General features: G+C 39.2%; 17 protein-coding genes. 14 read left to right on the top strand and 3 right to left on the bottom strand.

The genetic code is table 11. The annotated features are described in order from the left end of the window. Positions 1–96 precede the first annotated feature (96 nt). The 6 genes from ACZ5B7_RS15995 (at position 97) to ACZ5B7_RS15970 (ending at position 6514) form a co-directional block, all read left to right on the top strand. The gene (locus ACZ5B7_RS15995) at positions 97–543 is read left to right on the top strand and encodes a hypothetical protein (protein ID WP_464490061.1); all 447 of its coding nucleotides are present in this window, start codon (positions 97–99) and stop codon (positions 541–543) included. 2 nt (positions 544–545) lie between these two features. Further along, on the top strand, positions 546–770 hold the full coding sequence (locus ACZ5B7_RS15990; protein ID WP_464490060.1) for a helix-turn-helix transcriptional regulator: 225 nt from the start codon (positions 546–548) through the stop codon (positions 768–770). 60 nt (positions 771–830) lie between these two features. After that, entirely contained in the window at positions 831–1574 is a 744-nt protein-coding gene (locus ACZ5B7_RS15985; RefSeq protein WP_464490059.1) for a DUF4386 domain-containing protein, read from the top strand. Between the two features lie 27 nt (positions 1575–1601). Next, entirely contained in the window at positions 1602–2570 is a 969-nt protein-coding gene (locus ACZ5B7_RS15980; protein ID WP_464490058.1) for an NAD(P)-dependent alcohol dehydrogenase, read from the top strand. Positions 2571–2751: 181 nt separating this feature from the next. After that, entirely contained in the window at positions 2752–4425 is a 1674-nt protein-coding gene (locus tag ACZ5B7_RS15975) for a thiamine pyrophosphate-binding protein (protein WP_464490057.1), read from the top strand. Between the two features lie 214 nt (positions 4426–4639). Then, positions 4640–6514, top strand: coding sequence for an alkyl/aryl-sulfatase (locus ACZ5B7_RS15970; RefSeq protein ID WP_464490056.1), 1875 nt, complete (start codon positions 4640–4642; stop codon positions 6512–6514). A 72-nt stretch (positions 6515–6586) separates the two neighbouring features. Here ACZ5B7_RS15970 and ACZ5B7_RS15965 read toward each other — a convergent pair whose 3' ends face one another. Together ACZ5B7_RS15965 and ACZ5B7_RS15960 are read right to left on the bottom strand one after the other, a co-directional pair. Further along, positions 6587–7213, bottom strand: coding sequence for a DUF2238 domain-containing protein (locus tag ACZ5B7_RS15965; protein ID WP_464490055.1), 627 nt, complete (start codon positions 7211–7213; stop codon positions 6587–6589). 70 nt (positions 7214–7283) lie between these two features. Next, complete coding sequence (locus ACZ5B7_RS15960) at positions 7284–7562, bottom strand: hypothetical protein (RefSeq protein ID WP_464490054.1); 279 nt, start codon at positions 7560–7562, stop codon at positions 7284–7286. A 191-nt stretch (positions 7563–7753) separates the two neighbouring features. On the opposite strand from ACZ5B7_RS15960, the gene ACZ5B7_RS15955 reads away from it, so the two are divergent. Then, positions 7754–8023 carry a hypothetical protein gene (locus tag ACZ5B7_RS15955; RefSeq protein ID WP_464490053.1) on the top strand — a complete coding sequence of 90 codons (270 nt, stop codon included), beginning with the start codon at positions 7754–7756 and terminating at the stop codon, positions 8021–8023. A 118-nt stretch (positions 8024–8141) separates the two neighbouring features. Here the strand turns inward: ACZ5B7_RS15955 and ACZ5B7_RS15950 are convergent, their stop codons facing one another. Next, entirely contained in the window at positions 8142–8453 is a 312-nt protein-coding gene (locus ACZ5B7_RS15950) for a hypothetical protein (protein WP_464490052.1), read from the bottom strand. Positions 8454–8638: 185 nt separating this feature from the next. Between ACZ5B7_RS15950 and ACZ5B7_RS15945 the strand changes: the two genes are divergently transcribed. The 7 genes from ACZ5B7_RS15945 to ACZ5B7_RS15915 all read left to right on the top strand — a co-directional run bounded on the left by ACZ5B7_RS15945 (position 8639) and on the right by ACZ5B7_RS15915 (position 16208). Beyond that, positions 8639–9142, top strand: a complete 504-nt coding sequence (locus ACZ5B7_RS15945) for a VOC family protein (RefSeq protein WP_464490051.1) — start codon at positions 8639–8641, stop codon at positions 9140–9142. 179 nt (positions 9143–9321) lie between these two features. Beyond that, positions 9322–9966, top strand: a complete 645-nt coding sequence (locus ACZ5B7_RS15940) for a TetR/AcrR family transcriptional regulator (protein ID WP_464490050.1) — start codon at positions 9322–9324, stop codon at positions 9964–9966. A gap of 203 nt (positions 9967–10169) precedes the next feature. After that, on the top strand, positions 10170–11090 hold the full coding sequence (locus tag ACZ5B7_RS15935) for an NAD(P)H-dependent flavin oxidoreductase (protein WP_464490049.1): 921 nt from the start codon (positions 10170–10172) through the stop codon (positions 11088–11090). Positions 11091–11151: 61 nt separating this feature from the next. After that, positions 11152–12747 carry an acyl-CoA carboxylase subunit beta gene (locus tag ACZ5B7_RS15930; RefSeq protein ID WP_464490048.1) on the top strand — a complete coding sequence of 532 codons (1596 nt, stop codon included), beginning with the start codon at positions 11152–11154 and terminating at the stop codon, positions 12745–12747. A gap of 141 nt (positions 12748–12888) precedes the next feature. After that, positions 12889–14442 carry a class I adenylate-forming enzyme family protein gene (locus tag ACZ5B7_RS15925; RefSeq protein ID WP_464490047.1) on the top strand — a complete coding sequence of 518 codons (1554 nt, stop codon included), beginning with the start codon at positions 12889–12891 and terminating at the stop codon, positions 14440–14442. Between the two features lie 33 nt (positions 14443–14475). After that, a complete protein-coding gene (locus ACZ5B7_RS15920) occupies positions 14476–14706 on the top strand; it encodes a hypothetical protein (RefSeq protein WP_464490046.1) in 231 nt (76 codons plus the stop codon). 11 nt (positions 14707–14717) lie between these two features. Continuing rightward, entirely contained in the window at positions 14718–16208 is a 1491-nt protein-coding gene (locus ACZ5B7_RS15915) for a sodium:solute symporter family protein (RefSeq protein ID WP_464490045.1), read from the top strand. Positions 16209–16243 lie beyond the last annotated feature (35 nt).

Below are 16243 nucleotides of genomic sequence, written 5' to 3'. Positions count from 1 at the left end.
TTTTGTAAATTATACTTTACTTCATGTAAAGTTTATATTACATTATGTATAACATATTTTACCAAATTTAGAAGAAAATAAAATAAGGGGGAAACCATGACCTATCAAGAAAAGAAAAGCATCGTATCGTTGAGCAGCGCCATACTCATTTTCGGAGCTTATTGCTTGTACATGTACCCACGGCACCCTGAAGGAGGGCTGGAGTCCTTGGAAACCTTTCGCTATTGGGGTTCATTCGTACTCATCCTGACTTTGCTTTCAATAGTTGCACACATCATTATCAGCATTCTTTTTAACATCATCTTTAGAATAACTACTGGCGAAAAGGAACCAGCGTTTGCGGATGAGCTGGATAAGTTAATTGACTTGAGAGCAAACAGAAATTCTTTTTTTGTCTTTATTTTCGGCTTTCTACTTGCAATGGGATCGCTGGTTATTTATCAGCCGTCACAGTTGATGTTCATGATCCTGATCATATCAGGGTTCATTTCTGATGTGACTGGATCTGTTACGAAACTTTATCACTATCGGAAAGGAGTCTAATAATGGGTAAAAATCTTGTCGGCAATCATATCAGGAGATTACGATTTGACCATAATGAAATGACTCAGCAGCAACTGGCTGACAAGGTGGGCGTTACAAGACAAACCATCGTGGCTCTCGAAAAGGGAAATTACTCCCCATCCCTAGAACTTGCTTTTCGCATTGCTCACGCCTTTAACTTACCGTTGGAAGAGGTATTCTTCTATGGGCAAGACACAAAGAAATAAAAACTATGATTGTTATACGCTTTACCGTTTTTGAATTTATTAAGAGAAGGGGATAACAAAATGAATTCAAATAAAAAAGCGGCAAAAATGGTGGGAGTACTGTTTATACTTGCGGCAGTTACGGCGGTAATTGGTCTAACCTTATATAGTCCTATCCTAAAAGGTCCTGATTACCTGATTAAAGGCTCGGAACATGCTAACCAGGTGATAACGGGAGCGCTTATGGAGCTAATACTTGTCGTTTCCGCTGTTGGTACAGCAACGATTATGTTTCCTATTTTAAGAAAGTACAATGAAACGATTGCACTCTGGCATGTTTGTTTTAGGTTTCTTGAAGCGATGATCATCACGGTTGGTGTAATAAGCGTACTGTCCCTCTTAACCTTAAGCCGGGAATATACAGCAGCGGGTGCTCCAGATATTGCCTCTTTTCATGCTTCAGGCACAGTACTAATAGCAATACATGACTGGACATTTTTGCTTGGTCCCAATTTCATGCTGGGCATTAATACGATGATGTACAGTTATATATTTTTTAAATCGAAGCTCGTACCAAGATTTATTCCCATCTTGGGTATGACAGGGGCAGCCCTTGTTTTTATCGCCGCATTGTTAGAAATGTTTGGAGTCATTCAACAAGTTTCTTTTTGGGGTGTTATACTGGCGCTGCCAGTAGCGGCTAATGAAATGATTTTAGCCGTATGGCTCATCGTTAGGGGATTCAATGAATCTTCACTTGCTGACATGTCTACAAAAATAGCATTTGGAGCTCCACTAGAGATAATGAGTTCCTCAAAAAAATAACAGACAAATGGATACGGAGGGAAAAGAATGAAAGCCATCGTTTATAACAAATATGGTTCACCCGATGTTCTTAATCTGACAGAAGTAGATAAACCTATTCCTGAGGACCATCAGGTACTGGTAAAGATTCATGCAGGATCCTTGAATTATGGTAATCTAGTGCTTTTGAAAGGAGAGCCCTTCTTAGCCCGTTTGGCCTTCGGTCTTCTAAAACCAAAATACTCCATACCCGGAGGTGACATTGCAGGCCGGGTCGAAGCAGTTGGTAAAAATGTTAAACAGTTTCAGCCAGGCCAAGAGGTATTTGGAGATCTTTCCAGAGCTGGCTGGGGTGGTTTTGCTGAATATGTATCTGTTCCTGAAAATGCATTGGCATTAAAACCAGAAAATATCACATTTGAGGAAGCTGCTGCGGTACCAATGGCGGCCGTTACTGCCTTACAGGGTCTAAGGGATAAAGGCAAGATTAAGGCGGGACAGAAGGTTTTGATAAATGGTGCCTCTGGTGGTGTTGGAACTTTTGCGGTACAGCTTGCCAAATCTTTTGGTGCAGAAGTAACAGGTGTTTGCAGTACAAGAAATTTAGAAATCCTTCGTTCCATTGGGGCAGATCATGTCATTGATTATACAAAAGAGGATTTTACCGAAAAAGGACAGAAGTATGACTTGATTCTCGGTGTGAACGGGCACCATACGATTACAGCTTATAAGCGGTCTTTAAATGCTAATGGAACTTTTGTTCACGTCGGAGGTTCGGGTTCACAGCTGTTTCAAACAATGACCTTAGGTCCTTGCTTCTCGCTCACTGGGAGGAATAAAATGTCTAGCCTATTACAAAGGCAAAACCAAAATGATTTAATTTATATAAAAGAACTCCTTGAAGCCGGAAAAGTAAAACCAGTTATTGATAAAACTTTTAAGATGAGTGAAGTGGAAGAAGCTTTCAAGTACTTTGAACAGGGGCACGCTCAAGGAAAAGTTGTCATTACAGTATGACAACTTTTAAGGAATCATAACGGATAGGATGAAGACAGGCGATACTATAAGTTGGTATCGCCTTTTCTAATCAGCCTCTAATTTTCTCTTATTTTTTTAAATATATAAAAATTTCAAAATTTTGTAGTATAATATTTTCTGAAAAGAAAAAAACTCCTAAAATGTGTAAAGGGTGAGAGAGATGCTTGCTAGAGATTTTATTTTAAAGACTTTGCAAAAATATGAAGTAGAGTATTTGTTTGGAAACCCTGGAACAACCGAACTGCCATTGGTAGACGGGCTAGTGAACTATCCGGAACTTAAATATGTTCTTTCCTTACATGAAGATGTGTGTGTTGGAATGGCTGCAGGCTATGCCCAAGCAACCGGTAAACCAGGGGTCGTTAATCTTCATGCTGCTCCCGGCTTGGCTCATGGATTAGGGAACGTCTACAACGCCTATCGTGCCGGGGTACCGCTTATTGTAACCGCCGGCCAGCAGGATACCAGACTCGCTATCCAGGAACCTGCATTATGGGGAGAAATGGTAAGCATGGCCCAAAATTACACAAAATGGAGTTGGGAAGTAAAAAATGCACAGGAATTACCAATTGTTCTGCACCGGGCCTTTAAAGTGGCTATGACAGAACCGATGGGCCCTGTTTTTCTTTCTCTTCCTTCGGATGTGCTATGGCAGGAGATTGAGGCAGAAACAATCCCACTTACCATTGTTTCCTCTAATATTAGGGGAGATCTAGAAGCAGTGCAAAATGCGGCCGATTTGATTCAGCATGCAATCAATCCTGTGTTTATGGTCGGGGATCACTTGGCCAGCTGCCAAGGGGTGAACGAAATGGTTCGGCTCGCGGAGATGATTGGTGCTCCTGTATATGTAGAGCATCAGGCCTCCAGATTAAATTTCCCTTATGGTCACCGTCAATACGCGGGAAGATGCCTGCCAAACGGTCCCTTTATCGAGAAGGCCCTTTCAGAAGCAGATGTTGTGGTTTTCGTGGGAGTCACGAGTCAAGCCCCATTGCTTTACTTTGACAAGCCGATTGTCCAAAAGGGAACCAAGGTAATCGCAATTGATAGTGGTGAATGGGAGCTTGGCAAGAACATGCACGTAGATATTGCCATTTCGGCCAACCCAAGGATCGCCATTAAGGAAATGACAGAATTAATCGAAATCCAATCAAATGTTGAGGATAAGGCCCGATTCGAAAATTTAAAAGAAAAGACTATACAGAAGAAAATACATAGTGATGAACTGCGTTTAAAGGAACTGGAAGAAACTAGAGGCCAATTTCCTTTATCCCCTGCCGAAGTCATGTATGAATTAAATAAAGCACTGCCGGAAAATGTTTTAGTTGTAGACGAATCCGTAACTTCTGGAAGATATACCCACAGTTATTTGGAACTAAACCAGCCTGGAAGCCTGATCGCATTGAAGGGCGGTGGCCTAGGATACGGTATGCCGGCCTCCCTTGGCGCACAGCTGGGGTGTCCTGATCAGAGGGTAGTCAATATAATCGGGGATGGTTCTTCCCTTTACTATATTCAATCATTATGGAATGCTGCCAAGTATCAACTCCCAGTCGTCTTTGTGATTATGAATAACCAAAGCTACATGATTCTGAAAGGCGGAATTCTTAATATCAAAGGGGAGTCCGCTAAGCACAACGTTTTCCCGGGGATGGATTTAAACGAACCGCCAGTAGATTTTGTCAGTGTTGCTAAAGGGTTTGGCATTGATTTTGTCAGAATTGAAAGGTCCGAGGAACTTCAACCGGCTTTTGAAAAAGCCTTTCAGGAGAAAAAGCCGATTTTGCTGGATGTGGCTATTGATTCAACGGTTAAGGTTTATCTTCAGTAAAACTATTATAAATGCTTGAGTTGTACCGGGCAGTTTAAGGTATGAAATAAGAAGCCGATATTCCTGTTTACTGTTGGAAAATCGGCTTATTTATTAATTAGGACGATGGTGCAATTGTGCTTTTTACCTAGTATGGCTCCCAAACTAAAACGGTACTCCGTGTAATGAGTTATAAAAGTATTTTTTAATTTTACTAACCTTGGAGGAATGTAAAATGACCTATCTTACATCAAATCAATCAAAGCCTGCTACTTCTTTTACAAAAGAGGTACAGAAAAGATTCACGGAAATCTTAAATTTTGAAGATAAACAAGATTTTATCGATGCCGATCGAGGCTTGATTGCTTCAACTGAAAATAAAATCCAAGATTTTATTGAATCTGTTGGAAGTGTGCCTGACACTGTCAACCCAAGTTTATGGAGAAACGTACAATTACAAGCAAAAGCTGGATTGTATAAAGTCGTTGATGGAATCTATCAAGTGCGTGGACTTTCCATCGCTACTACTATATTCGTAGAGGGAAAAACCGGAGTGATTGTCATAGACACTTCCAGCGGAATGCCATCTGCGAAACAAGCAATTGAATTATATTTCAGTCATCGGCCAAAAAAAACAGTGACTGCCATCATTATTAGCCAAAGCCATAGCGATCATTACGGAGGTACTAAGGCCATTCTTGAATATGCTGACAATCCTGATATCCCGATCATTGTCCCTGAGCATTTTACTAAAGAGGCGTTCAGTGAAAATGTTTTATTGGGACCCATTATGAATCGGCGTGCATGGTATCAGTTTGGTATCGGTTTGCCAGTGGGAGAGGGCGGGTTTTTATCAACCGGAATTGGATCGGTTTTCGGTACAGGCAATGCCCATCATGGTTTTGAAATGCCTAATGTTGAAATTAAAAATGAAGTGGAAACGCTTGAAGTAGATGGGATTCAGTTCACCTTTTTATTAACCCCGCATACTGAAGCACCTGCTGAAATGCATTTTTATATTGAAGATTACAAAGCTTTATTTGTTTCCGAGAATGCCAATAAAACGCTGCATCAGATTTATGCGATTAGAGGGGCGAAAACTCGGGATTCACTGGAATGGGTGAAGGCACTTGATAGTACGATAGATTTATTTGGTGAAAAAGAAATCGATGCTTTGGTGATGATTCATGCTTGGCCGGTTTGGGGGAAGGAACGAGCCTTAGAGCATTTAAAATATCAACGTGATCTATACAAATATATCCATGACCAAACCGTCCGATTAGCCAATCATGGATATACCATGGATGAGATTGCCGAATTAATTGAACTTCCGGAGTCATTAGGGCAATATTGGGGTAATCGCGGCTATTATGGTACGTTAAAACACAATTCAAAAGCCGTTTATAATTTTTACTTAGGGTATTATAGTGGACATCCCTCTGACTTAGATCCACTTACACAGGTGGAAGCGGGGAAAAAGTATGTCCAATACATGGGCGGTGCAGCCAATATATTAAAACAAGCGAAGGTAGATTTTGAGAATGGAGAATACCGTTGGGTGGCTCAAGTGGTAAGACATGTGGTCATGGCGGACCCGGAAAATGTGGAAGCAAAGGAATTATTAGCGGACGCTTTTGAACAATTAGGATACCAGACGGAGTCGGCTAATTGGCGGAATGCTTATCTTTTAGGGGCATCAGAACTAAGAAATGGAGTCCGTCAAGGGCGAGCCGCATCAAAAGAAATTTCGCGCTTAATCCTTAGGACTTCCTTTGACGAATTCTTTAAGTTGATGGCCGTTAGGTTAAATGGACCAAAAGCAGAAGGTAAGAGGATCGTCGTTAATGTAACTCTAACAGATGTAAATGAACTTTATACGATTTACTTAGAAAATTCTGTTTTGAATAAGAAGGAAAGGCTGGATGCTAATCCGGATGTTTCAATCGTAGCTGACAAGAAAACATTTTTTGAATTTTTACTTGGAGCAATAGACTTAGAACAAACCATTGCTTCAGAAAAATTAAGACTATCAGGTAACACGGACAAGCTAAAAGAATTATTAAACCTGTTGGATGACTTTAATCATACTATTAATATTGTAACTCCTTAAATGTGAAGCACGGGGACGGTTCTTCTGCATCATTTTATAGCGAAAATGAAGCACGAGAACCGTCCCCATGCATCACTTTTCTAACTCTTTTCGCAACAACCTATTATGCAGTTTGGAAAGCAATAGTAAGGATATGATGGTACCAGCTAGGGTTAATACCATATCCCATTGTGCATCCCATATATCACCTTGGTTCCCTAGAAAGTTTTTAGCTGTTTTTCCTCCCTTGCCTATAATAAAACTTATCCATTCAATGATTTCATACATCGCGGAAATGGCAAGAGAAATACTTGTCACAATCCAAAATAACCATTTCCCTTTTTTCAACGGGGTTTTCCTTAATAATATTTCTCTTATCACAATGCCAATCATGCCTTTTAAAAAATGACCAAATCGATCGTAGTGGTTTCTTTTCAAATCAAAAGTATCTTTTATCCAATTGAATAGAGGAACCTTTGAATAGGTGTAATGGCCGCCGACAAACATCAAGATCGCCATAATAGCAATAATGACGTAAGAAAAGGTAGTAAGACGAAACTTTTTGTACGTTAATAGGGCGATCATTAAAACGATGATGGCAGGAGTGGCTTCCAATGTCCATGACTTGTAGCTTGCAGGCTTGATAAGTGACCAAATTAAAACGGCTATTACAACTAGTAATAACAGAACATGAATCGTCTTGACACTTTTTCCTTTCATTTCTAATATCACTCCTATATGGTTTCCCCGCAGCCGTAAAAAGGCTGTTGAACCTATTTTTTCAACAGCCCTAAATAGTTTGATTATTTTGGTCTAAAAGGTTGGAAAGGATAACCGAGTTTTCTTGGTCGGCATCATATTGCACAACATCATCATACTCGAATAAACGAAAGCTATTGGGGAAATGTTCGCGCATGTATTTCACAAAAGCCTGCGGATCATTATTTCCTCCACTCCGAAATTCCATCATAATGGCCCGAAATTTATGCGGTGGCAATTCGGTTTGGATGTGATAAGAGTTTGTAAATCCCAATTGATCCGAACTGTATAGGTTATAGGTATAAAACATCCTAAGACCCTCTTTCTTTAGAATTAGTTATATTATTTTGCCCTAATTATTGATAGTTATCTGTGTATATTTTTGCAAATCAATTAAAAAATATAAGGGTGAAACATGGGGACGGTTCTCGTGCCTCATTTTCGAGCGTTAATGAGACATGAGAACCGTCCCCATGCATCTAAATAGAGGAGCGAGCTTAATTGAACGCTGATAACACGGAAAAATTCAGATTTAGGCTGGAGAATGATGAAGGGGAGGTGGAAGTTGAAGGTGAAATCTATGGGGAAAGCCAAATCCCATTTTTTGATGATATAAAGTTTAAAGCAGTTATTGGGCTGCTTAATTCAATTGATAAAAAGAACTTTAGTGATTCAGGGAATCATCAGGTATTTAAATATTTTGTCCAGGAAATTGAAGAGACGATTCATGAAATGAAAAAAAATGATCAATTTCAAGGAAAACTTAATTAATTCAAATTGTGGTATGGGCAAATTAATAAATCAAAACTACCTAAAAAACACTAAAATAAGAAATAAATACAGCCTAGGAAGGGGAGCGGTTCTTCCCAGGCTGTATTTATTTGTATAACTATTTTCGCATATCATGCCATTTTTGAAATTTACCATGTTCAAAGTGTCCCTTGTGTACCTGGTCAAAGTGATGCTCTGAATGAGTTGCCCTTCCGCCGCCAAAGCCAATCAAAACACCGAGTGCAAAGACACAAACAGAATAAATTATTCGATGCTTTCTTTTCTTGCGAGAATGGCTGAATTTTTCTTTTAATTCATTTCTAATTTCATTTTTAATCTCATCTTTAAGAGTTTTGATGTTTTCTTGATTCCGTTCTAAAGTTTGCTTTTGAGGTTCTTCCTGAGGTAGTTCTCGTGGTTCATCTGACATTCCTGCACACACCTCCTTTTCTCCTAATATATAGAAATCATAATTTATCATTTCTTAACAAATTGTTAAATTTTATGGAAATTTTTTTGCTCTTTTACTGGACTATAATTTGGTGTTCGGGACCTAGTAAATCTTTGATAAAATTACGGTTTGGTTTGAAGACAAAACAGAGGCAAATTTCTATATTGGCATCTGGAAATATTTGTGATATTTTTGAGCTACCGATTGTTAAAAGAGTATTTATATCAGTCATCGATTCAGTATGTTTTGGAATAAAATTAATTGTTTTTAAGAGGGAGAGAGAGATGAATATTAAGGGGCTAGATCATTTAGTTTTAACAGTTAAAGATATTGAAGTTACATGTAAATTTTACTCTTCAGTTATGGGTATGGAGGTTCAAACCTTTGGTGAAGGCAGAAAAGCACTTAAATTTGGAAATCAAAAAATAAATTTGCATCAAAGTGGGAAAGAGTTTGAGCCAAAAGCAATAAGCCCAACACCTGGCTCAGCTGATTTATGTTTTATTACGGATACTCCTATAGAACAAATAATAGAATCCCTAGAAAAGCATAGAATTACCATTATTGAGGGGCCGGTAGAACGAACTGGCGCAGTAGGACGCATTTATTCAGTATATTTCAGGGACCCGGATTTTAACCTTATTGAGGTTTCTAATTATATTAGGTAAAAATATTGAGTAGACATATTCTTATAAAGAAACACGGGGACGGTTCTTCTGCCTCATTTTCTAGCCGAAATGAGACACGAGAACCGTCCCCATGTCTCATTATTGACAATATATTAGTATGCCATTATCATTTTAGTTACTTTATAGTAACAAAATTTTGCATTTGGGAGGTAGTAAGTGTGGAATTCTTAAATGATTATATATATGACGAAAAGCCTGAAAATGTAAGTGAAAAAGTGCATCAAAATAGAATGAATCAAAAAAAAGAAATCATCAAGACTGCTTTTAGGCTTTTTGGCCAAAAAGGTTATTACAAAACAACCTTGGAGGATATCGGCCATGAGATCGGAATTACCAGAGCGGCCCTTTATCGCTATTTTTCATCGAAGGATGAACTATTATTTCAATGTCACAAAGTGGTGTATGAATTTGCCTTGAATAATCTGAAACAGCTGCAAGACATTCAAAGTCCTTCTGAACGCATGTCAAAAATGTTAGAATCTCATATTCTTAGTTATTTTCACGAAGATTTTCCCTTATCGTACCCAACTTTATTGTCGCTTTCCTCATTTCCTGAAGTATATAAAAACCAGATAAAAGAGTATAGAAAAATGGTTGAAGAACCATATTTTAAATGTTTGAAAGATTGGCGGTGTGAGAGCCCCGATCAGCTTAAAGATGTGGATGATAGGATTATCATTAATACTTTTTTCAACGCAGCAAATTCAGTGCCTAGATGGTGGGATGGAAAAAGTGACCCAACCGAAATTGCAAAAAATGTAGTAGCGATTCTGGTAGATGGAATTAAACATGTATCGAATTAATATTAAAAAATGCTTATATTCTGAAAATTCAGTTGACTTTTTGTTACTATGGAGTTACTATATTTTTGTAACTCGATAGTAATTTTTTGTGCAAAAAAGTATATTTATATGTTGTACATAACTTCATCTAAAAGGTTTCAAACTCCATGAGCTTGTAAGGATAGTTTTTAAGAAATAATACATTGAATGGAGGCATTAAATAAATGGACTATAGACCTATTTCCAACCTTAAACTCCCCGTAATTGTCGCACCGATGTTTAGAGTGTCGGGTCCTGATCTTGTCATCGCGGCTTGCCGAAGCGGTGTGATTGGATCCTTTCCAGCAATAAATCCTCGCACGACAGAAGAACTAGACCATTGGCTGACTCAAATTTCAACTGCACTTGAACATACCCATAACCCAGCGCCATATGCAGTAAATATAGTTATCCGCAGTGAAAAATTATCAGAAGAACTAGATGCTGTGAAACGTCACAAAGTTCCGATTGTGATTACGAGTGTTGGGTCTCCAGAAAAAGTTGTACCACATATTCATTCCTATGGTGGATTGGTTTTATCAGATGTTGCAACACTCCGGCATGCACAGAAAGCAGTGGAATTAGGGGTAGATGGTTTAATTTTGCTGTGTGCAGGAGCAGGAGGCAATACCGGTTGGTTAAATCCATTTGCCTTCGTTCGGGCAGTAAGGGAGTTCTTTGATGGAATCGTTGTCGTAGCAGGCTGCATTATGGATGGTACTTCCATTCGTGCAGCCGAAGCCCTAGGAGCAGACATGGTGTATATGGGAACGAGATTTATCAGTGCAAATGAGAGTATGGCAGTTGATGAGTATAAATTAAAGCTTTTGGCATCCAACATAGATGATGTAATGACGACGAAGGAAATCTCCGGCATGCCTGCGAATTTTATTCGCTCCACCATTGAAGCAGCGGGTTTAGACCCTAAAAATCTACCACCCTATGAAGAGTTTAATAAGGGAGATATTCGAAAGCAAAGATGGAAAAACATTTGGTCAGCAGGTCAAGGCGTGGGGGCAGTTAAAGAGGTCCTTCCTGCTGCACAAATAGTTGAACAGCTATATTTAGAATATACCGTTTCCGAAAAACAAAGAAAGACACTCTAATTATCTTGGATTCGACTTTATTTTTCTAATTGAAGAAAATGAAAAGGCGGGAGGATAGCAGATGAATTCAGATGTATATCAACCAATACATGTAAGTGAAAAAAAACAAGGCTATATGGATGATTTGCTTAGGGAGTTATCCGAGAAAAAGAGCTCTAAACTGGATGAGCAAAGAGTAGAGGCCGTACAAAAACAGCACTCCAAAGGAAAATTAACTGCCAGAGAAAGAATCAATCTGCTTTTGGATGAGGGCACATTTATTGAATTTGGTATGTTAGTTCAGCATAAGGGTATGGAAATGATGGAAGGAAAGGATGCCCCAGCGGATGGTGTAATTACGGGGATTGGAGAGGTTGATGGCAGAACGGCTGCCGTATGCGCCATGGATGTTACCGTATTGGGTGGGTCGATGGGGCGTAAGGGAATGCAAAAAATAGAACGTATCATTAAAATGGCTAAGGATTCAGGATATCCAGTCGTTCTTTTAATGGAAGGCGGAGGGCATCGGATACAAGAGGGATTGGATGCACTGGAATTCGCTATAGAAACTCATTTAACTGCATTTGCGGATTTAGCCCTGATGTCAGGTTGGGTTCCATTAGTTTGCGGCATTATGGGACCTGGTTTTGCAGGTCCGGCAAACTTTGCTTCTTTATGTGACTTTGTTCCAATTGTAAAAGATGGAACGATGGGAATCGCTGGCCCCAAATTAGTGAAGGCTGCAATAGGTGAAGATTTATCGAAGGAAGAACTAGGCGGAGCCGTTTTTCAAACACAGCGAACAGGGATGGCCGATTTGGTCGTGGAAAATGAAGAAGAATGTATAAGAGAGATTAGAAGATACTTAAGCTACCTTCCATCAAATGCAAGTCAAAGTCCTCCGAAAGTACCAAATCAGCAGCCGCTAAATCGAGTGAATCCTGAACTGTTATCGGTGATACCTGAATCGTTAAACAGAGGCTATGATATGAAGAAAATTCTAGATTTAATTTTTGACCAAGATAGTCTTTATGAATTAAAACCTCAATATGCCAAGAATATCATCACTGCTTTCGCCCGAATCGACGGCAGAACTGTCGGGATTATTGCGAATCAGCCTCGTTATCTGGGGGGAATTATGGACGCAGAGGCTTGTACAAAGGCAGCAAGATTTGTTAGTTTGTGTGATGCTTTCCACCTTCCCTTACTCACCTTCATAGATGTTGCAGGGTTTTTACCGGGGCAGCAATCTGAATTGGCAGGATTAGTCCGTAAGTCAGGAAAACTTCAATATGAAATTGCCCAAGTGACAGTACCAAAAATTTCGGTTGTTGTTCGAAAAGCATATGGGTTTGCCTATTTGGTTCTGGCCAATCAATCGAATTACCAGATTGCCTGGCCAACTGCGGAAATCTGTGCGATGAGTATCGAAGGTGCAGTAGAGGTCGCATATTCTCGCGAATTAGAAGGTGTAGAAAATAAAGAAGAAAAAAGACAGGAATTAATAAGTAAATTTCGATCACAAACAGGGGCAATACGAGGGGCAGAAGGTTTTGGGGTAGATGATGTTGTGAATCCACTAGATACGAGATATCTGATTGCCAAAACACTCGAACGATTGCCTCAGCAATTACCACTTCAAGTACCACCAAGAAAACACGGAATTAGTCCGATTTAGAAGGAAAATTTCATCCTGAAATATCGGAATATTCAGCAATAACAAGTATTTTCCTATTAATTCAAGGAGGTGGTTCAGAGATATCATCTTCCAGCATGTGAAACAGAATGAAGAAAACTGTTCAATAATGGAGGTAGTCCAATGAATGTAAAACATAATACGTTTACCGTAGGTGAAATTCCTCAATTTTTTGGGGAGAGATATGATACAAAGAATAAACTGGCAGTGAAGTCCAATGACGGATTCTCCATCACGTGGGGCGAGTTAAATGAGAGAAGTAATAAAATAGCTAGATTAATAACGGAAGATTTTAAGTTAAATAAAGGAGATTCCGTTATTACCTTTTTGCATAATTGTGGTCAATACCCGGAAATTATTTATGGAATTGGAAAGGCAGGGTTAATCGTTGCACCCATTAGCTTTCGTTTCGTAGCACGGGAGCTTAAATATGCTATTGATCACTCTGACGCAAGAGCTATCATTTTGTCAGAATCTTTGTACGATGTCTTTAAGGTAATAAAGGACGATATTCAAATTCCACCTGAAAATGTCCTAATCATCGGAAATGGAGAATTTGCAAACTATGAAAATATGATCAGCCAAAAGTCCGGTCAAAATGTTCAGATTACGGCTGAGGAAGACGATTATTTCTGGATGGGGCTTACTGGCGGTACAACGGGATATCCAAAGGCTGCATTAACAACACATCGAAGTATGGTTGAGCATTGGAGAAGAATTACGATTGAATTTACCGTACTGGAAGATGACTATGAATTAATTTGCGGTGCCTTTTATCATGGACTTGGATTTTTATTTGGACTTCAGCAATTAAGTGTTGGGGGTTCACTGTACATTTGCAATACGTTTAATCCTTCGTTGGTATTAGGAATTATTGAAGAAGAAAAGATTACCGCCGCTCCGATGGTTCCAACTATGTACAATGATATCCTGAATTATCCTCAGAAAAAGGATTTCGATGTGACATCGATGCGGGTACTTGTATGTGCCGGTTCGGCATTATTGACAAGGACAAAAAAAGGCACTATCGAATATTTCTCGAATGCAGGTTTATACGAATATTATGGTTCTACCGAACATGGCTTCTTCACGATCATCAAACCAAAGGATCAATTGAGGAAAAATCGATCCTGTGGACTTCCTTTTTACGGGATGCAAATAAAAATTCTCGATGAACATGGGAATCCTGTTCAGCAAGGCCAGGTAGGTGAAATATATAAGAAAGGCTTGCTCCTCGGGAAGGAATATTACAAAAATAAGGAAGCAACGGAACAGAATTATCGGGGAGATTGGGCATCCTCCGGTGATATGGGGTATCTGGATGAAGAAGGCTTCCTCTACATTGTCGATCGGAAGAAAGACATGATTATCAGCGGGGGAGTAAATATCTTTCCTACGGAAATCGAGGAAATCCTTCAATCACACCCTTCAATAAAAGAAGTTTCAGTTGTGGGTCTGCCTGATGAGAAATGGGGAGAAGTTGTAAGCGCTTTTATTGTCAAGAGTGATCAAGATGAATTGACCCAAGTAGATATAGTACGTTATTGCGATGGAAGGTTAGCGAATTATAAAAAACCAAAATACATTGAATTTGTTGATTCACTTCCTAAAAATGCAGCCGGAAAGATCTTGAGGAGAGAATTGCGAGATTTGAAATCTAAATCTGGTATTGTGTAATGATACTCAATGAATCCAAATGGAGGGATTAGTATGTGGTATAAACTTCCAGGCAAAGCGGCATTTCTATTAATCTGGTGTTTTGCAACGATTGTAGTCATTTATGGACCATGGGGTGGAGATCCAGAACCTGGTAAATTCTCTTGGGTTGCTATATCATCTGGAGCTACTTTGATTTTAACACCATTACTCGCTATTTTCTTATCTGGAGGCAGCAAGGAAAAAGAAACGATGATAGATCAAGATAAAAATCAAAATCTATAGGTGGTGTTTAAATGAAAATATTTGAAACCTTGTTAGTATGTGCATTCTTTTTGGCCTATATTTTAATTGGTGTGTATTTTAATAGGAAGGCTTTGGATAACCGTAGTGATTTTTATGTTGCTTCTGGAAATGTAAACCTGCCAATTAATACGTTAGCTACCTTTGCTGCTTTTGCTAGCGGTGGTTCGTTCTTGGGATCAATTGGAGTAGCCTATTCTTTTAGCTTAAGCTATATTTGGTCAGCCATTGTTGGGTCAGTTTCCGGCTTTATCATTGCTTCTGTATTAGTTGCCCCATATCTGAGCTCGATGAAGCTCAATAGTTTGGTAGACTTTTTCAAAGAAAGGTATAACAATTGGAAAGTTCTAAGAATTGTTGGTGGTGCAATTGTTGTAGTGGCATTCACTTTATATCTGGTATCACAGTATAAAGCGGCAGGGATTACCGCAGAGTATTTATTAGGCTGGGACTATGTTTGGACACTTTTACTTGTGACGATTATCTTTGTATTCTATACCTCGATTGGAGGTATGTGGGCCGTTACGATGACAGAAGCCATACAAGCCGTACTTATGTTTATCTTCATGATCATTCTTCCAATATTTGCAGTCATTAACTTAGGCGGACCAGCCAAGATGATTTCTAAAGCAATTGAAATTAGCCCGAATTGGTCCGCATTAGGTGTACCTCTTACCACAGCGATCGGTTTTGCTCTTGTATGGACGTTTACCGTTTCCTGTTTTCCGCACATTTCAATGAGAATTCTCGCCTCTAAATCCAGCAATGTAGCACAAAAGACGATGGGGTATACAGGCCTTCTTTACGGAATCTTTTGTTTGGTAGGCTTTATTGGGGTTAGTGCAGCAGCCCTAAACTTATTTCCGATTGGCACAGAACAGGCATTAAAAGATCCCGATTATGCTTATATTGCTGTAATGGAGCAATATTTCCCTCCCGTTCTTCAAGGTTTTGCGACTGCTGCCATCATCGCTGCGGTATTGTCAACAACTAGTGGATTATTACTGGCTATATCTGTCGCTGTAAGCAATGATATTTGGTCTTCCATCTTTCCAAATACAAAGGAAAAAACAGTACTGCGGATTGGAAAGATATCCATCTTTGTAGCAGGGATTGTCTCAGCACTGTTTGCACTAAATCCTCCTGCACTATTGGTCATTTTGTATTCACAGGCAACAGCGATGATGACATCAGGATTCTTTGGTCCTCTAGTACTTGGAATCTGGTGGAAAAAGGCTACAAGGCAAGGGGCTTTGGCAAATATGATTGTTGGAAGCGGTGGTTTCGCTGTTTTATATGCACTCAATTCGTTAAAAGTTATCACCCTCCCTACCTTTGCAGAGTTTTTAATCGCATTGCCGCTAGGTTTAATTGCCAATGTCATCGTTTCAAATGTTACCTTTAACGCGGCTTCGCGTGAATCACAGGAAATGATTCATAAAATGGATGAAGTTCATAAAAATGCACAATCTGTTGTTGGATAAATAAGAATAACCTTGATATGGAGAAATTGTTCCTT

It is taken from the genome of Neobacillus sp. S1115, assembly GCF_055385565.1.
Note: the sequence above shows the minus strand (reverse complement) of the source record. Positions and strands in the feature narration are given on the sequence as shown.